The organism is Paenibacillus sp. sgz302164 (assembly GCF_056120505.1).
Genome location: NZ_JBVYOL010000009.1, coordinates 163,199 through 185,548, shown reverse-complemented (window position 1 = coordinate 185,548; position 22,350 = coordinate 163,199). Strand labels below are relative to the sequence as shown.

Sequence of the window (22,350 nt, the reverse complement as noted above, 5' to 3'; positions counted from 1 at the left end):
GTTATTTGAATTTGACGGTTTTGATCTCAAAAGGGGCAAAAGAAAGCTTTACCCGTCCACCCGCGCCGGACAGCGGCTGCAGCGGCTCCAAATCTTCCTCCAGCGCATTCGACAAATACGCTTCGGACCAGCCGGGCTTCCATCCCAGCTCCACCGTCTCCCGGCCCCCTGAAGATTCGTACAGACGAAGAACCGTCCCTTGTCCGTCTTCCGCCGGTTTCACCGTATCCAGCACGACATGAGTGCCGTTAAACGAGATGAGCGACCCTGCCGAAGGCAGGCTTCCCGCCTTCGGCAGGAGGCACGGTATGGCGGCAGGCGCGTGGTTCAATTCCGCCGCCTTGCGCAGCGTCAGCGCTTCGCGCCAGTCGCCCTGGTGCGGATAGAGTGAATAGGTGAAGCGGTGCTCTCCGAGATCGGCCGTCATATCCGGCCATTTCGGCGCGCGCAGCAGCGACAGGCGGATGACGCCGTCCCGAATGTCATAGCCGTATTTGCTGTCATTCAGCAGGCTGACGCCATACCCCCGCTCCGATACGTCCGCGAAGCGGTGGCCGCACACCTCATACTGCGCCCGATCCCAGCTCGTATTGCGATGGGTCGTCCTCTCCAGCGCGCCGAACGGGATTTCGTAGGTCGCCTTCTCCGCAACGACGTCGACCGGAAAGCCGACCTTCAGCAGCTTATGGGCCTCGTTCCAAACGACGTGCGTCTGAAAATCGATCCGCCGGTCGTGGCGGTACAGCCTCAGCTCCTGCGTAATTTCCGATTGTCCGATTCGCCAGCGAAAGCGCAGCACATCCATGACAGAGCCTGCAACAAGCAATTCTTTTCCAAGCAGCTCCGCCTCCCCGGCAGGCTGTTCTTCATACCGGCTGTCGATGTCCCAGGCATCCCACAAGGTCGGACGGTCGTGGTAAAAATAAAACCGGTTGGCGCTGTGGCCGGGCTTGACGATTTCGCGTCCCGCCTCCTTGTCATACAGGCTGACGATTTCGCCCCGCGCATTAAAGCGGATTCGATAGTACTCCGTCTCCCAGCCTTCATCCGCCGTTCCGCCCTTGCGGCACGGGCTGTTCGCCGCCGCCGGAGCGGGGTCCTTGCCGCCGAGCCAAAAGGTTTTGTAACCGAAGGCCGGCACCTGCGGCACCATCACCCGGACTGTGCAGCCCTGCCCGTGCTCCGCCGGTACGATGTCCGCGTCAAGCGGGCGCCCCCGCTCGTCGAACGCCCCCGGCCCCGGAGCCGGAGCCGCGTCGGCCCCGGTTCCTCGCCGGGGCCAGTGCTCTTCCGCGACTTCGACAATGGCATCCCGGGCCCAGCCCAAGCTGTTGAAGACGATGACAGCCTCAGCGCCCCCGCCCTCCGCTTCCGCCGCCGCCTCGACGGCCAGTGCTTGCAGGCTCTGGTCCAAAACCTCCGTTCCAAGCCGGAATATTTCGTCGTATTCCTTCTGCGACGTCGCATAAGCCTCCGTAATCGCCGAGCCGGGAATAATATCGTGGAACTGGTTCAGCAAAATCAGCTTCCAGCCTTCCCTCAGCTTGCGCCGGCTGTCCTGCAGCTGTTCCGGGCTTACCAGCAGCGCTGAAAGCGCCTGCCACAGCTCGGCTTCGCGGTACAGGATTTCAGCTTTGCGGTTGTTCAGCTTGTTGCGCCCATGCGTCGTGTAAGTTCCGCGGTGAAGCTCCAGATAAAGATCTCCCCGCCACTGCGGAAGCTGCGGCCGCGAATGCTCAATCCCGGCGAAGAAAGCTGCCGCGGTGCTGTAAGCCGCAGACGGCTGTCCCACCATCAGATGGGACCGGTCGATATACTCCAGCATCTCGCGGGTGACCCCGCCGCCGCCATCACCGTGGCCGTACAGCAGCATCTGCTCATTATGGCTCGCTTTCTGACGGTACGACCGCCAATGGTCGTCCACATCTTTGGGCAGCGTATTTTCGTTGACGCCATGATTTAAATAGGACAAGATCGGGGTTCCGTCGATGCCTACCCAGTGGAACAGGTCGTAAGGGAACGCATTCGTGTCATTCCAGCCCAGCTTGGTCGTCATGAAATAGCGAATGCCGCCGTGCTTCAAAATTTGCGGCAGGGAAGCGCAATAGCCGAAAGTATCCGGCAGCCATTCAATCCGGGAGACGGTGCCGAACTCCTCCCGGTAAAAGCTTTGGCCGTACAGCATTTGCCGCATCAGCGACTCCCCGCTCGGGATGTTCAAGTCCGGCTCGACCCACATGCCGCCGACCAGCTCCCAGCGCCCCTCCCTGATCCGCTCCTTCACTTTCCCGTAGAGAGCCGGATCGTTTTCCTTCAAATAGGCAAACAGCTGCGGCTGGCTTTGCGCGTAGCGGTACTGCGGATATTCGTGCATCAGAGCGTTTACTGTGGCGAATGTCCGGCTTGTTTTGCGGACTGTCTCCCGCGCGGGCCACAACCAGGCGATGTCGATGTGGGATTGGCCGATCATATGGATAAATCCTTCGGTATTGCCGCCGACGGACGCCGCGCTTTCTCTCAGACGGTCTTCAAGCCGGGACACCGCGTCCCCTTGTCTGATCTCTTCCGCTGCAAGCCCGACGAACCCGTCCATCGCGCGATACAGCGCTTCAATCAGCCAAACGCGCCGTAAATCCTGCGCCGGCAGCAGAGCGGCGGAATCGCGAATGACCGTCGCCGTGTACATCAGGCTTTGCACCGGCCGATTCGCGAGCACAAGCCGGCTGACGATCGACCGGATCGGCGGTTGGATAACCGCCTGCCGATTCAAAGGATCAACCGGCTCCGGAATCGGATCGTACAGCTCGATTTCGAGCTCGGGATTGCGCCCGGTACGCTCCGGATCAAGCGCTGCGAACGTGTGGTTGCGGTCCAGTCCCTGCCACGATTCCCCGCCTACGCGCAGCAGCCCCTCCCCGCCAGACTCGAAAATGAGCCCGATTCCGCCGTTCGGCCATTCGGCCGGAATCGCCGCCACGGCGCGAAAAAAATACGTTGTACCCTGTACGCTCGGGAACGATCCGAACTTTTCGCTCCCCGCGAATTCCCGCATGCCGCTGTATTGTCCCGGCAATTGGTATTCCGCAGCCGTAACTTTCCATTCGTTCAGCTCGCGGCTGTCTTTCCATTGACACTCGGACAGCTCGCGTATAAACCGGTTCATTCGTTCCATGCTCTTCCCCCCGTACCCATCGGTGAATAAAATCTTATTCTTTAACGGCGCCTACCGTCAGACCCTGAATAAAATAGCGCTGGAAGAACGGATAGGCAAAAATGATCGGTCCGGTCGCCAGAACGACCATCGCCATCCGCGAAGTGTCCTGCGGCATGGACCGCAGCGCCTCCAGGCTGAGCGAGCTGTTCTGCGAATTTTGCAAAATGAACTGCATGCTCGTCTCGATCCGCATCAGCATCGATTGCAGCGGCACCAGGTTCGGGTTATCGATATAAAGCAGCGCATTGAACCAATCGTTCCAATAACCGAGCGTGCTGAACAAAGCGATTGTCGCCAAACCCGGAACGGACAGCGGCAGCACCAGGCCGAGAAAAATGCGAAACTCCCCCGCCCCGTCGATTTTGCCGGATTCGATAATGGCATCCGGGACGCTGGTCATATAAAAAGTCCGCAAAATCATAATGTAAAAAGCGTTCACCGCCAGCGGCAGAATCAGGGACCACACGTTGTCCTTGAGTCCAAGAAACTGCGTGACGACAATGTATGTCGGGACAAGCCCCCCGTTAAAGAGCATCGTAAAAAATGCGAAAAACGAAAAGAACCGGCGGTATCTGAAGCTTTTGCGCGAAATCGCGTAAGCGTATAGCGAAATCAGCAGTAGGCTGACAAAGGTGCCCACAATCGTAATGAAAATGGTGACTCCGTACGACCGGAGCAGCATATCGCCCGATTGGAACACATATTTGTACGCCGCCAGACTCCACTTGGCCGGAAACGGCTTGTAACCGTCACGCGCCAGCGCGCCTTCGTCCGTAAATGAAAGCAGCACGACAAACACAAACGGAAACACGCAAATAACCGCGAACAAGACGGCAATCAGGTTAAACACGAAATTCCAGGGCGCAGACAACTGGTGAAAATTGCGCTTTTTGAGCATAGCAGGGGTCATCCCGTTCACTCCCTTCGGTTGCAGCCGGATCAGAACAAGGCGCTGTCTTTGTTAAATTTGCGCACGATATAGTTGGACGTTATGACCAGTATGAAGCCGACTGCCGACTGATACAGCCCCGCCGCCGTGCTCATGCCGATTTCGCCCGTCGATTTAAGACCGCGGTAGACATACGTATCGATAACGTTCGTAACACTGTACAGCGTCCCCGAGTTTCTGGGCACCTGGTAGAACAGCCCGAAGTCCGCATAAAAAATTTTGCCGATCGCCAGCAGCGTCATAATGGTCATAATCGGACCGAGCAGCGGCAGGGTAATGCTGCGGATTTGCTGAAATTTGCCCGCTCCGTCGATCATCGCCGCTTCGTAAAGCGACTTGTCGATCCCCATGATGGCCGCCAAATACACGACGCTGTTGTAGCCTACGGCTTTCCACAAATAAACCAGAATCAGGATGAGCGGCCAATAGCCGGATTCCGAATACCAAGTGACCGGCGCCATGCCGAAGAGCTTAAAAATCTGGTTCAGCAGCCCCCGCTCCGAACTGAGAAAGCTGAACGCAAAATAGCCGACGACCACCCAGGACAAAAAATAAGGAAGAAACATCCCCGTTTGATACAACTTGGCCAGTCGCTTGTTGACAATTTCGGAGAGCACGACCGCCATCAGCACCGACAATAGCAGACCGGCTACAATGAACGCCAGGTTGTAGAGCAGCGTATTGCGGGTAATGACATAAGAATCGTTCGTGCTGAACAGAAACTTGAAATTGTCCAAACCGACCCATTTGCTGTTGACGATGCTGGCCCAGAAGCCGTCCCTGCTGAACCGGTATTCCTTGAAAGCGATAACCGTACCGACCATCGGCAGGTAGGAAAATATAAGGAACCACAGCGCGCCGGGCAAAACCATGAGCAGCAACACTTTATTTTTGTACACATTTCTGATAAAAAGGCCGAGCATTCCCACACTTTGTCCCTCCTGGGGAGCGGAATTCCGCTCTTCTATGAAAAAGAACCGGGCAGGAGGCTTTTCACTCGCTTCGCCCGCCCGGTTCATTGCCCGCTATACCGCGTTATTTCTTGTTTGCCGCTTTCCACGCGTCAACCTGCGACTGCGCTTCCGCCATAATTTTATCGAGTCCCGCATCCTTGAACTTCTTGTTCGCCTTCGGCAAATATTCGTCCGGATCGACGGACCCGGTCATCAGCGAGGACCAGAACTCCTCTTTGACGTTCTGCACAGCGGCGATTTCATTCGTCACCTTAGAGGCGTCGAAGTTGAAGCCGAGCAGCGGAGCGTTGACTCCGGAGGCGTTGAACTTTTTGAATTCATCCCATTTGTTCTTCGGATCGCCTTCATTCAGATAAGTAATCATGACGTTGCCCAGCGAAAAAGTCGGCATATCGTAGTTTTTGGCATCCGGCAAGTTTTTGATCTGATTGTCGCCGATTTTGGCATAGTGCACGCCTTCGATGCCCGAGTCGATCATATTGCGCAGCACCGGGTCCGTGTTGAGCAGGTTGAGAAATTCCATCGCCTTCTCCGGATGCTCCGAATTGGCGGAGATCGCCTGCATGGAGCCCATAACCGACCAGTTGAAAATGTAAGGCTTGCCCGCCGGCGTCGATACGACCGGATAGCCGTAGCTCGCCGACCACAGGTTGTCGGCCATCGGCTGCGTAGCGGCGCGGTCCGTGAACCATTTGCCGGATTTGTACAGATCGTCTACCGAGGTGACGGTAGCGACTTCCGGGGACATATAGCCCGCCTGGTAAAACTTGCGCACGGTTTGCAGCGCCGATTTCAGCTCCGGCGTTTCCAAAATGTTAACGACTTTATAGTCTTTGGTATCCATATAGACCGCCATCGGCATCTTTTCGATCACGTAATCGAAAGGCATAAGCGGCATAAAATCTTTGACCATGGCGTAAGGCGTAATATTCGGCTCCTTCTCTTTGATCGTTTTCAGCAGCGGCTCCAGACTGGCCATCGAATCGACCTTGGAAATGTCGAGGCTGTACTTGTCTAACAGCTGCTTGTTGAACCGCCACACTTCCTGTGCCGGAAGCTCCTTGTTCGCCGGTACGGCGTAGTTGTGCCCGTCGACCTTGGAGCCTTCAAGGAAGGCCGGGTCAATCGCTTTCTTGATGCCCTGGCCGTATTTCTCAAGAAGGTCATCCAGCTTCATGAATGCTCCTTTGCGGGCATTTTGCACGTAATCGAACGCCCAGGAGCAGGTGAACAAAATGTCCATCGGCGTACCCGAGGCGACCATCACCTGCATTTTTTGCGAGTAGTCGCCGAAGTCGATCATCTTCATCTCGATCGTGGCATTTATTTTCTCCTGCGTATACTTGTTGACTTCCACGAGCACTTTATCCAGGTCTTTCTGCGGCGCGCCGATGGTGTACCAGATCAACTTGACCGGCTTGCCGGAGCCGGCCGCCGCCGTGCTTTTGCCTGCCGAAGCGCTTCCCGCGGGTGAACTGTTCGCTGCGCTGCCGCCAGTACTTCCACTGCAAGCGCTAAGCGTGAATGAAAGCGTTAACAGCGATGTCAGCAGCAGCGACAAGCGTTTTCTTCTTTGTGCCATATTTGTGTACCCTCCCTTTTGATTGCCTACTACCACTGTAATAAATGAAAACCTTTTCAAATAGAAGTCAAACTAAATAAGTCGTTGTATAAAATAAACAAAAAAGCCCCAGCGGAAGACGCTAAAGGAGCTCCTTATATTCCGTAGGGGATACGCCTACGTATTTTTTGAATTGTTTATAAAAATATCCGATCTCCCAATACCCGGCATTCCGGGCGATCTCATGGACTTTCAGATGCGTCGAACGCAGCTGCTCCTTCGCTTTCTCAATCCGGTAGCGGTTCAAGTATTCCGTGAAGGACTCGTTGACCTCCTTGTTGAATAACCGGCCGAGATATACCGGGTGTATGTTGTACAACGCTCCCAGTTTTTTGAGCGACAAGCCCTCGCTGTACGATTTATGAACAACATTCATCACCTGCTGAACTACCGGGCTTTTGATGTCGCGCTCCAGCAGGTCAATTGCCGCTGCCGCCGCTTCTTTCATCGCTTCGGCCAGTTCTCCGATCGATCCCGATTTTCTTATTTTCGCAGCGCACTTCCTGTAAAATTCCGGCTCGGCCGTATGGCGGATTTCCTTCACCTGCAAGTTCAGCAAAATCATCCATTCCACCGCCGCATCCCGCAGCGAGTCGGGGGATATTCCGGGCCGCGCTCCCATCCTCCGCACGAACGCTTCGATGCCCGCCAGCATTCCTTCCTTGTCTTTGGTCATAACAAGCTTGGCGAATTCGTTCCAGTCAAAAGAAAGATCAGACTCCATATCGCTCTGATAGAGCTTCAGTTCCGCGAAACGAAGCATGCTGCGTTCCGGGTGCATCATGAAATATTCCTGCGTCCGCTTCGCTTGCCTGTAGCTGTGCGATGCCCCGGCTGCGCCCTCCTCCACGCTGCCTGCCGACAGACGCAGCCCGCTTGCCGGGGGCAGCGCCTGCATCAGCAGGCCCAGCGTTTCTTCCGTCGCGGCAGCTAATTCCGAGGCATTGTCTCCACCCTGCAGCAGCACGATATCGCCGTCCAAATCCTGAAAGATGACCGGCCGATGGCGGTCCCGCATCCATCCCCGGACGGTTTCCGGGCAAGCGCCGCCGGGCTGCTCCGGGCGTAAAACCGCCGCCTGCACGAACGCCTTGCCGATGGGCAGATTCAGCAGCTCTGCGCGTTCAGCCAGCTCCTCCGGGCCGATCTGATTGCCTAGCCAGCGGTGTACGACATGGTCCCTCATGATCTCCTCGCTGTACGGGCTCGGCTTATGTTCCGTCCGCGAAATATTCAGCTTTTCCACGACCGCACCGAGCGTATCCCGGAATTCCTGCAAATTAATCGGCTTCAGCAAATAGTTCTCAATCCCGAGAGACAGCCCTTCTTTCACATAAGCAAATTCGTCATACCCGCTCAAAACAACCGCCTTAAGCTCAGGCAGCAGCCCGCGCGCGGACCGGATCAGATCCAAACCGTTCATGATCGGCATCGAGATATCCGTTATCAAAAGATCGACGGGCACGCTCTCCAGCTTCTTGAGCGCTTCTTGTCCGTTCTGCGCCTGTCCGACAATGGCCAGCCCAACCTCGTCCCAATCGATGATATCGTACAACCCCTCAATAATGAAAGGCTCGTCGTCCACAATAAATACGTTATACATAGTCTGGCGCCTCCTCACCCGGATCCGGGAACAATACGGTTACGACAGTTCCTTCCCCCAACTCGCTATGTACTTCAATGCCGTGCGGGCTGCCGTACAGCAGCCTCAGCCGCTCGTGAATGCTGCGCAGCCCGAACGATGTCATCCCTTCGGGATTTTCCAGCTCCTGCGCCAGTCTCTCCATCCGCTCCGGCGAAATTCCCCGCCCGTTGTCTTCAATCAGGATGCGAATATGGCCCTCTTCCTTCGTCACCGAAATCTGAATGCGGTTGTCGGTCCGCTCCGGGTTCATGCCATGCAAAATGTAGTTCTCCACAATCGGCTGCAGCGACATCTTGAGCATCTTGCGCTTCTCCAGCTCCTTGCCGCAATGCAGCTTATACGAAAATTTGTCCCTGTAGCGGATTCGAAACAACTCCAGGTACAGACGGCATGCCTCCAGTTCGTCCTTTAACGTATACACGGGCTTGGGCCGGGCGTAGCTTTTGAACAGGGCGGACAGGCTGTAGATCATCTCGCCTACATCCGCGGCTCCCTGGGAGATGGCCCGCATGCGGATGACCTCCAGTGTGTTGTAAAGAAAATGAGGATTGACTCTGGCTTCCAGCGCGGCAATTTCCGTATGTTTTTGCTTGATTTCAGCCTTGTACACCCGATCGATGTATGAATTCAACTCCTCAAGCATATCGTTGAAGCTCCGGGAAATTTGTCCGAGCTCGTCTTCCTTCGAAACCGCGATTCTGGCTGTAAAATCTCCGTTCTTCACCTTTCTTGTAAAGCGAATAATGTTATGCGTCCGTTTGGCAAAGCTGCTTAAAAACAGGGATGGAAACAGCACTGCAAACAAGATGCATGCCAAGCCGATCATGATAATCGCGTTGCGCGCCCCCCGATATGTCGCAGCCAGTTCCGTGCCGGGCACGATACTGACGACGGTGAAGCCGCCCTGGCTGTGGGTCCGCGGGGTAATCATCATGCCGTCCCGCTCGCTTGGGGCATACGTTTGTCCGTACCGCTCGCCGGAAGTGTCGAACATGACGTCGCTGTTCGCCGAAAGCACCATGATGGCGCCCTTGTAGTCGTCTTTGTAATTAGCAATGCTGTTCCAAACTGCGCCGGAATCGTAAAAAACGAGCAGTTGGCCGGCATTCCGCAGCGAGAACTTGTTGTTGATCGGCGTGCGTACGGTGAACATGGGACTTTGGGGCAAGCCGATGCTTTTGCGCACCCAGATGTTAGGGAGCGATACTTGACCGCCTTCTCCCAAATACATGGCGTCGGGCACATACGAATGGGCCGCGCTTGCAGGTATAATCCGGAATTGCCCGTTCTTGTGATAAACGTACATGACCTGCTCGTTGGCGCTGTACAGCACAAGGCTCATAATATCGGGGTCGTCTTCCATCTGATTTCGAAAATATTTGACCGCCTCGGAGGCCGATTTGCTTTCGTTGAAAAACCGGTCCATTCTGTATCCGATATAGTCCTGATAAGGATGCTCCAACAAATACGCGGTGTTTGCCGCCAGCCCGTCATCTCTGTATATATTTCGCACGATCGCCTGTACGGACTCGTACTTTTGCTCCATATAATTGTTTACGCTTTCAACGGCCCGTTTCTGCACTTCCAGCTGCCGCTCGACGGCCGATTGCGAAATGAGCTTAAATACGAGATAAGAGCACATAATGATCGTTGCAATAGCGATGACGGAGAACAAAAGGATGAATTTCGTAAACGCGTTGTTTTTTAAATATCTATGGTAAAGGGTCCATTTCATCGTCAATCGCCCCCTATTGCTGATATGAGTATATCATGAAAGTTAGAGCAGGCGTCTGCGCTTCGCCAAATTAGCAAAGATCAGACGCCTGAGTACGGTGAGCATGCTTTTGCAGCTATTTTAAACCGGTCAAGCTACTGCCTAAGATATACCCGCGCCGATTTGTTCCCGGCATAGTCCTCCAATACGACGTAGACGTTTGAGGCTGTCGAAGTAAAGCTCAGGCTTGCTTTGGTCGAGCGGCCCCGGACGATCATCGGCTTGCTGCCCGAGCTGTACGTCGTGGCAAAAGATTTTGCAATACCGTTCTCATAGACGTACAAATACCGCCAATCTCTCGTGTTAGGCATCGGCAGCTTGAGCGTATTCCCGCTCCACGACCAGGCCTCGGCGTACGGTTCGGCAATGACATCGATAAAACGGCCGCTGAGCGATATCGGATTGGTGCTCCCCGCCGTGATCGTGACCACGTAATCGTCGCCGTTCACGGGCATATTGGCAAATACCGCCGAAGTCGAACCTACGGGGACTACCGTTTGTTTGGCCACAGGCGCGGGAGTCGTAATCCAGTTCAACGATTTGACGCTTACCCGGATATCCCCGGCGGCCCCCGCGGGATTGGTCCAGGACACGGCAAATTCGCCATTTGCCTTGGAGTCCGCATGAATGCCGGAGACAGCGGCGTTCAGATCGTAAGCTGCCGTAGCGGCAGCGCCTTCCTTGCCGTCTGCGCCGACCGGGACGACCTTGACCGTTCCCGACTTGGCGGGCAGTTTTTTGATATAAAAACCTTCGTCGTATTTCCCGCCGACATAAACGTCGTTTACATAGACATTGTACTGCTTGACTTTGGCATAATCGGTATCCAGGTTCCATTTCACATACATTTCACCCGTGTCCGCGAACAGCCCGGTGATCGCCAGGCCTGTCGGCGCCGCCGGCTTCGCTGCGGAACCGTCGGAAATTCCGATGTGCCCGATATTCATCTGATAGTTCGCAACCGTTCCCGCCCCCGGATCGAAAACCAGACCGAACGCGGCGATGGATTTGCCGGCATACGGGCTCAGATCCAATTCCTTCGTGACCCAGCCGTTCGTATGCTTGCCCGTATCCGGAACAGCGATCTTGACGACAGTGTTCGGATTGTCCGCCATAATCAAACCGACCTTCATGGCCGATGAATCGTCGGCTGACGGTTTGCTATACGTGACGGACAGTTTGGAATTTGCGTTGACGTTCAAATTCGTCTTGTACAAGCGCAGGAAATTTTCGGCGTTCAGGCTGCCGTTGACTACGAGCGAGCTGCCGCCCCTGAACCCGCCGATTTGCCCATATTTGAAGCGATTGTTGGCGCCGGCAAACTTGTATTTTGGACCGTAGTCGTAATCGACGGTAAGCCTGCCGCCCGCCGTGTCCTGCCACCATTGCCATGTAATCGGAATGTCCTGCAGGCCCATGTTCGACCATTCGCTGTCACTGGAGACCGCCCCGTTTACATAATAGGACAGCCCGTGACCCGTATTGAAATCCGTGTAAAAATTCGTGCCGCCGATGACGGACCGTTCGGCCATAACCGACGCGATCCCCGGCCAGTTTCTGTTGTCGGCATAGACGTCGCTCACTGTATTCGCCGAAGGTTTCGTTGTATTTTTGGGGTTCAGGTTAGGGCCGGACCACCAAAGCTGTTCGCGCACCGTCGTCATCCACTGGTAGTCGTTTTCCGCTCTGTGTCTGCTCGGCCATGCAAGGCCCATGTCTTCGTCAAGGCCGGCATGCACAAAATCCGCCCCCAATGTCGCGATGCTCAAACGCGGCACCCCGTTGCTCAGCTTGCTGCTCAATTGCGCGCCGTTCGCAGCGCTCCACCTGTTCCCCCCAGCCTCTATACCGGCAAAGCCCGTGTCGTAAATCGTATAATTTGTCCCGTAAGCGCCGTTCAAAGCGTTCAAATAGCTTGTAGCGCTATTAATCTGGGTGCTGCCCACGCCATAATCGAAGAAAAACGAATTTGCAACCCGCTCTTTTTTAGCTTTATCGTATAAAAATGAAATATTGTTATCGTTGAACGTTCTGGCAAACGTATTGGCGCCGTCGCTGGTACTCAAGGAATCGTACCACTGCACATACAGCCCGCTTTTTTGCAGCACTTTCTTGAAAGCGATATAGTCCGGAATATCCGCGGCTGCGACGTTAGGACCTTGCTCTTCCTGGTTGAAAAAATAGCCGTCGTACCCGAAATACCGGGCCATCTCAATCAGCTTTTCCGCCACCGGGAATTTGCCGCTTGCATCTTTGACGAGCATTTGTTTATACGTTTGTTGGCCGCGGTCATTATTCGAAAAGAAAATACAGGCCAGAGACAGCACGCCGTTCTTGTGCGCCGCATCGGTGTAGGTCGGATTCGGGATATTCAGGATGCCGAACTCGAACCATTTTTGCTGCCAATCCGACTGGGCCAAGTCGTCGTAGTAGGCGGGAGGCGTATAAGCGGTGGCGGTGCCGTGCCAGTAAGAATAATAATCGACATATTGCCAGAAGTTAAAATGGTACTGCGCAAATTTATTCGTATACGCCGCGTTCTCGATAAATGCATTTCCGTAATCGCCCGCTACGGTGATCAGCTTTGCATCCGGGTTCAACCCCGGATTGGCTTGTGTTGCCGCAAACGGTGCGTTGCGGGGCTGCAAGGGCACGCGGGACCGCAGCATTTGCGCCCCCGGATCGGTTATCGGACTCCAGTTCGCAATGTGACTGCCGGTATAGCCATGCACGCTCGGCTGGTTCGCACCTTGGGCGCTTTCTCCCGTAAAAGGCCACGTATCTCCGGCATGTGCGGTTAATGGCAGGCCCGCGGCAACCAGCATGCATGCGGCCAACGCGGCAGCCATTTTGGCAAAAACATTTTTCCCGGTTCGCTTGTTCATGTTCTCACTCCCCATTTTTGAGAATCAGGACTGTTTCGACTGTTCTGATTGTTCCAACCGCCCGGACCGCGTTAGAGCCTCACGGCATCATTCATAATTGTCACTCCCCTCCTGCACGTCTGAAAAGCCTCTGCCATCCGGCGATTGTAATAACCATAATTGATGTAAGCCTTTTCAAAAACGGTAGAAATTAAATATTCAATGTCCAAAATAAAGAAGATATCGCCGGGTTCAGCCTGATGGCGGCCACTAGGCAGTCCCCTTCCCTTTTTCGCTGCGCCTTACGGTGCGGTCAACGAGCAGGTGAAGTCGGATGCCACGGCGAGCACAGCCACTCTTCCCCGACCCACGCCTCTCCTGCACGGGTTGCGGAGCTGAAGTGGGGGCAAGGCGGCTTGGCATGGAAAAAACCTGCGATTGTGCAGGTTTTCTTCGTAAACATGGTTCATTTTGACGAAAAGCCTGCGATTGTGCAGGAATTTTCGATGAAAATGAACCAGATCCTATGTTCTCGGCAAAAAGCCTGCACATTTGCAGGAATATGCCGAAGTCAGCGCATCAACCGAGCAAAAACTGTACTTTTGCAGGTTTTTTCGCGCCACCATAGCCAGGCAGATTGTGCGGCCGGTTCTGGCGTGTGGACTTCCGGACAGCCTGCAGCTTCGCAGGTTTTTCGCGCTGCCAGGCCGCTTCATGATCGGCTGCCGCCAAAGTAAATAAGAGGGAAAGCTTCGCTTCCCCTAAACCCAAAAACATATAAATCGAAAAAAGAGCGTACGTTCTACATTTGTAGAAAGTACGCTCTTTTCGTTGCTTCAACCGCTAATTTTGCGCCGTATGAACCCGGAGCGAATGTAGACGGATCCCACCAGTAAAAATAAGTTGTCGAAAAATATCGAAGCAATATTTGCTTACTAAACTTGAGAAACGATAAAAAAATAAGTAAACTGGAAATAATGAAGGAGGAGAATGAAATGACAGTTCAGACAACGAATATGGAAATAGGGATCAGCACATTTTTGGAGGCAACGCCGGACCCGGTGACTGGGAAAGTGATCAGCCATGCGGAGCGGCTCCGCAACGCGGTTGAGGAGATCGTCCTGGCCGATCAGGTCGGCCTGGATGTATATGGAATCGGGGAGCATCATCGAGCCGATTACGCCGGCACTTCGCCCGCAGTCGTATTGGCGGCAGCGGCTTCCATGACCAAGCGGATCAGGCTCACAAGCGCCGTTACCGTGTTGTCCTCAGACGACCCGGTTCGCGTTTATCAAGCTTTTTCCACCCTTGACGGCATCTCGAATGGCCGGGCCGAAATTATGGCGGGCCGGGGGTCATTCATTGAATCTTTTCCGCTTTTCGGATACAGCCTGGAAGATTACGATGAATTGTTCGAAGAAAATCTGGAGCTGCTGCTGGCGATCAGAGCCTCGGAAAAGGTCACATGGCGCGGAGGGCATCGTCCCGCCATCAATAACCTCGGCGTCTATCCGCGCTCGGTTCAAAATCCGCTGCCGGTATGGATTGCAAGCGGCGGGAACCCGCAGTCGGCGATCCGGGCAGGCATGCTGGGTCTTCCGATCGCATTCGCCATCATCGGCGGATTGCCCGAGAGATTCGCTCCGCTAGTCGCTCTCTACAAGGAAGCGGCTGCGCGGGCCGGGCACAATCCCGACACGCTGGCGATTGCGACGCACTCGCACGGGTTTGTCGGCGAAACAACCGAGCAAGCCGCCGATATATTTTTCCCGTCGACGCAGGCCCAAATGAACGTCATCGGCCGCGAGCGGGGCTGGCCGCCTTATACCCGCGCCGCTTTTGACGCCGCTCGCAGCCTTCAGGGCGCCCTCTATGTCGGCGATCCCGAATTCGTCGCGGAAAAGATCGTTCTGCTGCGCAAAAACTTGGGCGTCACGCGCTTCTTCCTGCATGTGAACGTCGGCACGATGCCGCACCGCGAAGTTTTGCGCGCCATCGAACTGCTCGGCACCCGGGTCGCGCCCATCGTTCACAAGGAGCTTGCGCGCATCGAGGCAAAGGAATAACCGCGGAAACAGCCTGCCCCGCCTCCATCATGGACGCGGTGTCAGTCATACAAACAAAAGCGCCCTTTCTCGTTTAGAAAGGGCGCTTTTGTCAACTTTCATCACATCGTGCTCTCGCGCATTTTACGGTTGATGGCTCGTTCTACGACCAGTTTGACGGTTTTGAAATTTTCCACGTCGGTCTCGGTTTCCGTCATTTCCTTTTTGGATTCGTAGTTGATGCACTTGAGATTTTTCATATTTTTCACCGCTTCTTCAAACTGATCGTAAGATAGCGGAGTTTTGGTATAACGGCTAGCAGTGCTTCGTGCAGTTTGAATTTGGTTATACCCCGGGGCGGTTTTGCTCAACGCGGCCCAAGTGACCGATTGAATATAGTAGTTAACCTGGGGTCTGAGGTTGCCGGAAGGAATGTACATCACGTCACTTTCGCTGCCATCGTTATTGCTGGTTGTAACGGCAAAAAAGTTCAGACAATTGTAGTTGTTATGTCTTTCATCCGAGTTTTTGATTTTCGAATACAGGATTCTCGATGTGCTGTAATCGGTAAATTCTTCGCTAAACAATTCGATTTCCCCATTCATCTCGTAAAGCTCGGTGTCCGTCATGCAAATGTACTGTACCTGAAAAGATGCATACACCTCATGATCGCCGTATTTTCTCGAGGCTTTCTTAAGATTCGGTGATTTGATGTAATGAAGAGCGATTAGTTCGGTCTCGTCGACCCCCAGCAGCGTCCGGCAAAATCTCACGCCGTGGGCATGTATCGCCTGCTCTACAGTGCGTGCAGCCTGCTCATACGTAAGCTCCCTGGCGTTGTACTCGCCCAATTCTTCTTGATGCTTGGCAAGATCGGCTTGGTAGGCTTCAAGCTTATTTTCATACTCCAGATTGAATTTCTTCATAATCTTGTCATTCCAGCGAATAAACAAACCGTCGACTTTTTTCTTGCAAATAAAATAGACGACCAGCAGCAGAAACACGACGCCCCATAGAAGAATGGCGACTATATCGGAAATGCTGTTAACCAACTTGAGCGCCCAAATCAATACGCTTAAGATCAAAGCTGTCAGTATCCAGCATCTAACCGGTCTGTTGGCCAAACTATCAAAAAGCCGGTTTTTCTTCAAAACGGGTTCCGTTTGATGGAATGCAGGGACATCTGTCGTCAAACCATGCTTCAAATACGCCAGCTTTTCGGTCAAAGGGAGCTCGTCGAAAGAAACCTCCGACAAATTTTTCAATGTGCTCATAGAATCACCTTTCGTCTAAAGTGCCAACACGGAATCAAAGTAATTTCTATCGCTTTCGTCCAGCTTGACGATTTTCAAAATCTGGTGTACCTCTTCCGCATCCAGCTTGAAATTGTTCGCTTTCTCAAGCAGCAGCTTGCTGCTATCCCCTTGATGTATGTTGAACAAGTAATACTCGTAATAATCTCTCTTGATGACCGCCTGCAAAATGTAGTACAAGCCGTTGCCGCTGGACATCACTTGGGCGCTGTTTAAATACGACTCCACCTTGCGGACTTGGTCCATGCGGAGTACACGCGGTTTTTTCCCCTCAAGCATGGCGAGCGCCATATAATAGAACACATTGGGGTCCGTACAGTCGTTCTCGGCCAGTTTTTTCAAAATGTCAAATGAAAACTCGTAATTTTGCGCATCGATATGGCACATAGCCAGGGAAACGGCGACGGGGATATTCCCCTTGTTATCCTCGAGAATTTGCTTGTAAGAGGTAATGTACTTGTGTTTGGTCTGGCTGTCCATCCTCGCCAAGGATGCAAGCGTTTTGGGAATATACGCGGTACCGCAAAATTCGCATACCTGGTTCAAATCCGCCGGCAGGTTCGCCCCGCAGTTGGGACACGTATTCACTAAAATTTTCGCCATAGCTGCCTCCTACTGAATTCCGGCTCTGTCCAACGCCTGGATCGCTTGCAAGATTTGAGAAGTCTTCCGATGTATTTCATTTACATGTTCCTGTTGAATGTTTTCCTGATTCCGATATTGGTCAAGCTGCCCCTTCAATTCCTCGCATGAATAAACCAGGTCCCACTCTGCGTCCGCCTGGCCGCTTCGCCCCAAAACGCCGAGCGCCCTTGATTTGACAGCCAGCTTATCGAACAATATTTTGGTTTTGCTGAAATCGAGACTTTGATACTGCCCGGCCAGTTGGTTATACGAAACGATAATACCGGACAAAGCTGCCGCGACATTCCGGGTGCCGGCCTTCTGTTCCGCTTGGCTATCCGCATCTTTTTTGCCGAGATTGCCCCAAAACAGGATCGATGCATACACCACAATATACAAGACGACCCCTAGCAACGTCTGCAAAATATAGCTGGCGCCTATCTCCGCTTGGCCCGCTGCCGGAGCGGATCTCATATATATTCCAATCAGGACGAGCTCAACGACAGCAAACAATTGGGTTGCCGTAAATAACGCCAGTTTATGGGGAAGTAAAACGGAGGAGGACCTTTTCGACATAAAAACATGATAGATGCTGACGACTTCAGCGGCCCCTATCAACATGACAACGAGCAGTACGCAAAAAGAGGCAAGTGAATGGAGCGTCAGCCCTGCGACAAAAATAAGGAACAACATGAGAAGCAGCACACAGGCGGCAACGGCGCTCGCAAGTATTTTAAAATACCGGTCCTTACTCAAGTCCATCCACTCCCTATCCTAGAGATGTGCCGCATTCATGGCAAAATTTTGCCCCGGCCTTCAGTTCCTGATTGCACTGCGGGCAGGAAATGGTGCCGATGGCGGTACCGCATTCCGAACAAAATTTGGCGTTCTCCTTGTTCTCCGCGCTGCATTGCGGACATTGCTTGGCCGATTGCGTTTTTTGGCCGCATTCCGCGCAAAATTTGGCATCCGCCGCGTTAACGGCGCTGCAATGCTTGCACGGAACGCCTCCCGCAGGCGCAGGCACCGGCTGCCGAAGCGTGTTGTTCGATATACCCGACATCACGTTTCCGACTTGCCCCATCATGCCAAGCCCAAGGCCTAATCCGAGACCGGCATTCGCCATTGCCGAAGTACCTTCATTTTGAGCAAAATTGTACATGATCTCGAATTGTTTTTCCGTTGCATATCTGGCATCTCCAAGAATGTCGAATTCCGCTTTGCGCTGGAGAATTCCGTTGATAACCTCCATGTCTTCGTCCGGAAAATTAATAGAGTTGACGAAAAAGTTAACCAACTCTATGCCGAATGTGGAAAATCCCTCTTTCATATCTTCCATGCAAAGCTGCGCGATTTCCCTTTGTTTGGTGCGGATATCCAGGACGGATACTTGTTTCTCGATGATGTATTGGGCCAGAATCGTGTCGACACTATTCAGGATGATGCCTTTGAAGCTGGAAAGTACATGCTGGACGGTAATAGTCGTTCCGCCTCTTTGCGTACCTATGAGCTGGGTCAGCAGAATGCTGTAGTCATCCACTCTTATCGTGTACTGCCCGTTCGCCCTTGTATTAATCCTGACTCGATACACCGGATCCACGATCTGAATCGGCGACTCGGTTCCCCACTTCAAGTTCATATTCAATGTTGTATTAATATAATAAACTTCGGCCGTAAAAGGAGTTTCGCTGCCGAACGGCAAGTTAATCAACTTGTCCAGCAAAGGGATATTTCCCGTTGACAAGGTATGGGTACCGGGCCCGAATACGTCCAAAGCTTTGCCCTCTTTGACGAAAATGGCAAGCTGTCCCTCGCCGACAACAAGCTGCGCGCCAAGAGACAAATCTTCACTGGGATATTTGTATGCCAACCAGTTTCCGTCTGCCGCTCCGTCGTACTTGACTCTATCGATTAACGCCACGCTAATCACTCCAATTATCAGCAAAATTTAACAGATTGCAACAATTTCATACTATCATAATAACTACTAAAGTACCATATTGCGGAAATAGAATCCCGGGTTGAAATAGCTCGAAATTACAAAGAATTTGTAATCCCCCGGCTTTATTCGGCCGACACCCCGCGATCCTTAGTTGACCGGACGGCAAAATCGGCCGTTCTGCAAAAGGTTCGAACGATTTGGACGCCGTCTTTGCATACCGGGACGAAATTTATGGATATAATATCGAGGACCCCGAGTCCGATTTTGTCAAAGCGGGTACTCGCAAGTCAACCAATGATGCGAAGCGATTTGAGCAATGCGAACGGCCATTTGGTATGAACTGGCTGAATTTAATTAATTGCAAATATCAACTATTGTATGATATCATGTGTTTGGGTGATAACGATGAACGCTGGCTCTCCATATGTCCAAGTCAGAGAAACTTTGCAGCAGTTGGTTCGCACATTCGGGTCCCTGCAAAAAGACGGCGCGCAAGGCTGCGGCATTTCGGTCGCTCATAGCCATATTTTGTATGAGTTAAGCAAACGGCCCAACATTTCGCTCAACGATCTCGCCCAATTGCTTGCGACGGACACCAGTTCGCTCAGCAGACAAGTGCAGCAGCTAGTGGAACTGGAACTGGTCGCACGGATACCCGATTCGAACGATCGGCGGTACGTGGTATTGTCCTTGACGCCTAAGGGCGAGCAGGAGCAGCAGCAAATCGCCGCGGCGGTGGAAGCGTGTCTGCAAAATCTTTTCAAGCACATACCGGCAAAAAAACATGAGCAGACCTTCGAAACGATGAAACTGCTCAGCGATGCGATTCGCAGCGGCCAAAGCTTAAAGGAGCCTCCTTCCTGATTGGGAGAGGTTCTCTCGAACAAATATTTGCAAAAATCAATTATTAAATCCGGTCATTTATTGATGATCGATAATACTGAATTGAAAGGAAGATAACCCAATGAACAACGTATACGAAACCTTAACGAATCACCGCTCCATTCGCAGTTACACCGATCAACCGGTCAGCGAGCAGGATTTAAAACTCATTATAGACTCCGTGCAGGCAGCCCCGTCCTCCATCAACGGACAGCAGGTGTCTGTCATCAGCATCCAGGATCGGGCTACAAAAGAAAAAATCGCCGAATTGGCCGGCAATCAAGCCTGGATCGCGCAAGCGCCTGTGTTCCTGGTGTTTTGCACGGATTATTACAGGGCCAAGATCGCGGCGGAATTGAACGGCGAACAACTGGCTATTACCGAAGGCGTGGAATCCATTTTAGTAGGAGCGACGGATGTTGGCCTGGCGATGGGCAATGCGATTGCCGTCGCCGAATCGCTAGGCCTCGGCATTGTGCCGATCGGAGGCGTGAGAAGGCAGCCGCTGGAGCTGATCGAGCTGCTGGGGCTTCCCGAGTACGTTTTCCCCGTAAGCGGGCTTGTCGTCGGACACCCTGCCGATCATTCCGCCAAAAAACCGCGTCTGCCGCAAGCGGCAGTCTGGCATAAAGAGCGGTACGACACGAACTTGAAGGATCTGATTCATGAATATGATCAGACGATTTCCGCTTACATGGAGAAGCGAACAAATGGAAAAGAAACCAGAAACTGGAGCCAAACCGTATCCTCCATCTACAACCGGATTTATTATCCGGATGTGAAACGGATGCTGGAGCAGCAAGGGTACGATTTCAAATAAAATTTGGAAGCAAAACTCGGCCGCTTGAGCGGAATACATTTACTTGGCCGCGTGTGGTCGGTCGACTGACCGCGGTCATACAGCGTGCACTGGGAGCTACGCGCATGGGGAAAACCTGCGCCCCCCATGACGCCGTGGACGTCACCCCACGGAATGAAAATAATTCAGGTCTACTGAGTCTATTTTCGTATAAAGGGCAGGTTTTTTTCCGTTAGCAGGGTTCATTTTGGCGAAAAGCCTGCAAAAATCAGGCTGCCCAAAAACCCCCGCATCAAAGGCGATAACCACAAACTGCCTGGCTGCAACGAAGAAAACCTGCAAAAATACATGAATTTACGTCCTTGGTCGCTGGCTACGAACAATTCCTGCAATTGTGCAGGCTTTTCAGCGGGAACATGGGCTCAGGTTCACTTTCAGCGAAAATTCCTGCACTTTTGCAGGCTTTTCCCCAAAATAAGCCAATTCCAGAGAAAATCCCTGCACTTTTGCAGGCTTTTTTCCTACCGCGATGTCTCCTGCTCATTTTGTTCAGTTCCGCGACCTCACAAGGATAGGTGCGCGCCCAGAAAAAGCGGCTGTCCCTCAAGTTAGGGGCTCGCTGTTTCCCATAGCCCTAACCGAGTATCGCCCCTTCCGCCGAGAACCTATGCGGAAGGGGCTTCCCCTTTTGGCGGGAAAGCCCCTCATTTTTACAATAAACCTTCTAATTGTTCGTTAGTTCCGGTATTTTCGATTGGCGTGTATACCCTCATCACGAAGTCGCCGCTTTCAGAGACGGCAAAAGTATTGTAGCGAAATGTCAGCCGGCCTGCTTCGGGATGAAGCATCACTTGTTCCCCTTCCGAATTCCCGGAAACGTCATGCCGTCCCCACCACTCCCTGAATTCCTCGCTGCTCTCGCATAGCTTGCTAACCAATTCCTGATACCACAGATCGTTCATGTGCAATGCATACCGGCTTCTGAAATGGGCCAGCAGCAGGGTTGCGACATTATCCCAGTTGGCGATGCGAGCTTTATTTTTCTCCAGCACGAAGACGCGCCAAAGCATATTTTTCTCGATTTCTTCTAGTTGTTGAAAGTCCCCGCATAAAGTGCTTGCCATTTGGTTCCATGCGGAAACGTTCCAGCGTTTGTCGATGACATAGGCCGGGTAGGTTCCCAACCTGTCGAGAATCTGCTGCAGAGCCGGAGGAACGGATTCGTCAGCCGCTGCATTCGGAAGCAGAGAAGGGTTCGCCAGAACGAAAAGATGGTTGCGTTCGTCGTTGCTGAGCCGGAGTGCCCGGACCAGACTCTCCAGCACTTGCTCCGACACTTGAATATCCCGCCCCTGCTCCAGTGCGGTGTACCAGGGCAAGGAAATGCCCGATAAGCTTGCCACTTCCTCCCGCCTTAAGCCAGGCGTACGGCGACGCGAGGCTCCAACCTGCAGTCCCGCCTCATGCGGAGATAAACGTTCGCGGCGGGTTCGGAGGAAATCGGCCAGTTCTTTTCGTCTTCTTTCATTATTCATAACGATGCCACCTCACCTCTCCCATCGTAATAGAATTTATAGCAGTATCCCGAATAATACTATAAATGCAGACCTGTTTGTCAGTTACAACTCAAATTATAATCGACTTGTCGCCCGTAGTGAAGGAGGAACGGAGCCGAAGCCTAAAGCTGAAAAACATAACGAATAA

At 53.0% G+C, this 22,350-nt stretch carries 16 protein-coding genes; 4 read left to right on the top strand and 12 right to left on the bottom strand.

Annotation, left to right across the window (positions count from 1 at the left end):
• Nucleotide 1: 1 nt before the first annotated feature.
• The 7 genes from AC0LWT_RS16955 to AC0LWT_RS16925 form a co-directional block, all read right to left on the bottom strand.
• Complete coding sequence (locus AC0LWT_RS16955; protein ID WP_474682436.1) at nucleotides 2-3,172, bottom strand: alpha-mannosidase; 3,171 nt, start codon at nucleotides 3,170-3,172, stop codon at nucleotides 2-4.
• 34 nt (nucleotides 3,173-3,206) lie between these two features.
• Entirely contained in the window at nucleotides 3,207-4,124 is a 918-nt protein-coding gene (locus tag AC0LWT_RS16950) for a carbohydrate ABC transporter permease (protein ID WP_474682435.1), read from the bottom strand.
• Between the two features lie 29 nt (nucleotides 4,125-4,153).
• Nucleotides 4,154-5,086: an ABC transporter permease gene (locus tag AC0LWT_RS16945; RefSeq protein WP_474682555.1), complete on the bottom strand. Its 933-nt coding sequence runs from the start codon at nucleotides 5,084-5,086 to the stop codon at nucleotides 4,154-4,156.
• A 112-nt stretch (nucleotides 5,087-5,198) separates the two neighbouring features.
• A complete protein-coding gene (locus tag AC0LWT_RS16940; protein ID WP_474682434.1) occupies nucleotides 5,199-6,719 on the bottom strand; it encodes an ABC transporter substrate-binding protein in 1,521 nt (506 codons plus the stop codon).
• Between the two features lie 121 nt (nucleotides 6,720-6,840).
• A complete protein-coding gene (locus tag AC0LWT_RS16935) occupies nucleotides 6,841-8,361 on the bottom strand; it encodes a response regulator (RefSeq protein WP_474682433.1) in 1,521 nt (506 codons plus the stop codon).
• Nucleotides 8,354-10,138, bottom strand: coding sequence for a sensor histidine kinase (locus AC0LWT_RS16930; RefSeq protein ID WP_474682432.1), 1,785 nt, complete (start codon nucleotides 10,136-10,138; stop codon nucleotides 8,354-8,356). Before AC0LWT_RS16930 ends, AC0LWT_RS16935 begins: the two co-directional genes overlap by 8 nt.
• Before the next feature lie 134 nt (nucleotides 10,139-10,272).
• Nucleotides 10,273-13,062: an endo-beta-N-acetylglucosaminidase gene (locus AC0LWT_RS16925; RefSeq protein WP_474682431.1), complete on the bottom strand. Its 2,790-nt coding sequence runs from the start codon at nucleotides 13,060-13,062 to the stop codon at nucleotides 10,273-10,275.
• A gap of 395 nt (nucleotides 13,063-13,457) precedes the next feature.
• Between AC0LWT_RS16925 and AC0LWT_RS16920 the strand changes: the two genes are divergently transcribed.
• Together AC0LWT_RS16920 and AC0LWT_RS16915 are read left to right on the top strand one after the other, a co-directional pair.
• Nucleotides 13,458-13,778: a hypothetical protein gene (locus AC0LWT_RS16920; RefSeq protein ID WP_474682430.1), complete on the top strand. Its 321-nt coding sequence runs from the start codon at nucleotides 13,458-13,460 to the stop codon at nucleotides 13,776-13,778.
• 279 nt (nucleotides 13,779-14,057) lie between these two features.
• Nucleotides 14,058-15,107 (top strand): LLM class flavin-dependent oxidoreductase, encoded by a 1,050-nt coding sequence (locus AC0LWT_RS16915; RefSeq protein WP_474682554.1) that lies wholly within the window; start codon nucleotides 14,058-14,060, stop codon nucleotides 15,105-15,107.
• Between the two features lie 101 nt (nucleotides 15,108-15,208).
• On the opposite strand, the gene AC0LWT_RS16910 is transcribed toward AC0LWT_RS16915, so the two are convergent.
• From AC0LWT_RS16910 to AC0LWT_RS16895, 4 genes are read right to left on the bottom strand one after another with little or no spacing between them, the layout of a single operon-like run.
• Complete coding sequence (locus AC0LWT_RS16910; RefSeq protein WP_474682429.1) at nucleotides 15,209-16,360, bottom strand: hypothetical protein; 1,152 nt, start codon at nucleotides 16,358-16,360, stop codon at nucleotides 15,209-15,211.
• Between the two features lie 15 nt (nucleotides 16,361-16,375).
• Nucleotides 16,376-17,002: a hypothetical protein gene (locus AC0LWT_RS16905; RefSeq protein WP_474682428.1), complete on the bottom strand. Its 627-nt coding sequence runs from the start codon at nucleotides 17,000-17,002 to the stop codon at nucleotides 16,376-16,378.
• Nucleotides 17,003-17,011: 9 nt separating this feature from the next.
• Nucleotides 17,012-17,785 (bottom strand): hypothetical protein, encoded by a 774-nt coding sequence (locus tag AC0LWT_RS16900; RefSeq protein WP_474682427.1) that lies wholly within the window; start codon nucleotides 17,783-17,785, stop codon nucleotides 17,012-17,014.
• A 7-nt stretch (nucleotides 17,786-17,792) separates the two neighbouring features.
• Nucleotides 17,793-18,944 carry an SPFH domain-containing protein gene (locus tag AC0LWT_RS16895; RefSeq protein ID WP_474682426.1) on the bottom strand — a complete coding sequence of 384 codons (1,152 nt, stop codon included), beginning with the start codon at nucleotides 18,942-18,944 and terminating at the stop codon, nucleotides 17,793-17,795.
• 426 nt (nucleotides 18,945-19,370) lie between these two features.
• Here AC0LWT_RS16895 and AC0LWT_RS16890 point away from each other — a divergent pair, with 426 nt between their 5' ends.
• Together AC0LWT_RS16890 and AC0LWT_RS16885 are read left to right on the top strand one after the other, a co-directional pair.
• Complete coding sequence (locus AC0LWT_RS16890; protein WP_474682425.1) at nucleotides 19,371-19,829, top strand: MarR family winged helix-turn-helix transcriptional regulator; 459 nt, start codon at nucleotides 19,371-19,373, stop codon at nucleotides 19,827-19,829.
• 100 nt (nucleotides 19,830-19,929) lie between these two features.
• On the top strand, nucleotides 19,930-20,667 hold the full coding sequence (locus AC0LWT_RS16885; RefSeq protein ID WP_474682424.1) for an NADPH-dependent oxidoreductase: 738 nt from the start codon (nucleotides 19,930-19,932) through the stop codon (nucleotides 20,665-20,667).
• A 689-nt stretch (nucleotides 20,668-21,356) separates the two neighbouring features.
• Here AC0LWT_RS16885 and AC0LWT_RS16880 read toward each other — a convergent pair.
• Complete coding sequence (locus tag AC0LWT_RS16880; RefSeq protein WP_474682423.1) at nucleotides 21,357-22,181, bottom strand: helix-turn-helix transcriptional regulator; 825 nt, start codon at nucleotides 22,179-22,181, stop codon at nucleotides 21,357-21,359.
• Nucleotides 22,182-22,350: the final 169 nt, after the last annotated feature.

What these genes read in the sequence shown, in the direction of transcription:
- AC0LWT_RS16885 (WP_474682424.1), top strand. Translation starts at nt 19,930, where the DNA reads ATGAACAACGTATACGAAACCTTAACGAATCACCGCTCCATTCGCAGT.
- AC0LWT_RS16945 (WP_474682555.1), bottom strand. Translation starts at nt 5,086, where the DNA reads ATGCTCGGCCTTTTTATCAGAAATGTGTACAAAAATAAAGTGTTGCTG.
- AC0LWT_RS16905 (WP_474682428.1), bottom strand. Translation starts at nt 17,002, where the DNA reads ATGGCGAAAATTTTAGTGAATACGTGTCCCAACTGCGGGGCGAACCTG.
- AC0LWT_RS16955 (WP_474682436.1), bottom strand. Translation starts at nt 3,172, where the DNA reads ATGGAACGAATGAACCGGTTTATACGCGAGCTGTCCGAGTGTCAATGG.
- AC0LWT_RS16925 (WP_474682431.1), bottom strand. Translation starts at nt 13,062, where the DNA reads ATGAACAAGCGAACCGGGAAAAATGTTTTTGCCAAAATGGCTGCCGCG.
- AC0LWT_RS16900 (WP_474682427.1), bottom strand. Translation starts at nt 17,785, where the DNA reads ATGGACTTGAGTAAGGACCGGTATTTTAAAATACTTGCGAGCGCCGTT.
- AC0LWT_RS16915 (WP_474682554.1), top strand. Translation starts at nt 14,058, where the DNA reads ATGGAAATAGGGATCAGCACATTTTTGGAGGCAACGCCGGACCCGGTG.
- AC0LWT_RS16890 (WP_474682425.1), top strand. Translation starts at nt 19,371, where the DNA reads ATGAACGCTGGCTCTCCATATGTCCAAGTCAGAGAAACTTTGCAGCAG.
- AC0LWT_RS16930 (WP_474682432.1), bottom strand. Translation starts at nt 10,138, where the DNA reads ATGAAATGGACCCTTTACCATAGATATTTAAAAAACAACGCGTTTACG.
- AC0LWT_RS16910 (WP_474682429.1), bottom strand. Translation starts at nt 16,360, where the DNA reads ATGAGCACATTGAAAAATTTGTCGGAGGTTTCTTTCGACGAGCTCCCT.
- AC0LWT_RS16880 (WP_474682423.1), bottom strand. Translation starts at nt 22,181, where the DNA reads ATGAATAATGAAAGAAGACGAAAAGAACTGGCCGATTTCCTCCGAACC.
- AC0LWT_RS16950 (WP_474682435.1), bottom strand. Translation starts at nt 4,124, where the DNA reads ATGACCCCTGCTATGCTCAAAAAGCGCAATTTTCACCAGTTGTCTGCG.
- AC0LWT_RS16935 (WP_474682433.1), bottom strand. Translation starts at nt 8,361, where the DNA reads ATGTATAACGTATTTATTGTGGACGACGAGCCTTTCATTATTGAGGGG.
- AC0LWT_RS16940 (WP_474682434.1), bottom strand. Translation starts at nt 6,719, where the DNA reads ATGGCACAAAGAAGAAAACGCTTGTCGCTGCTGCTGACATCGCTGTTA.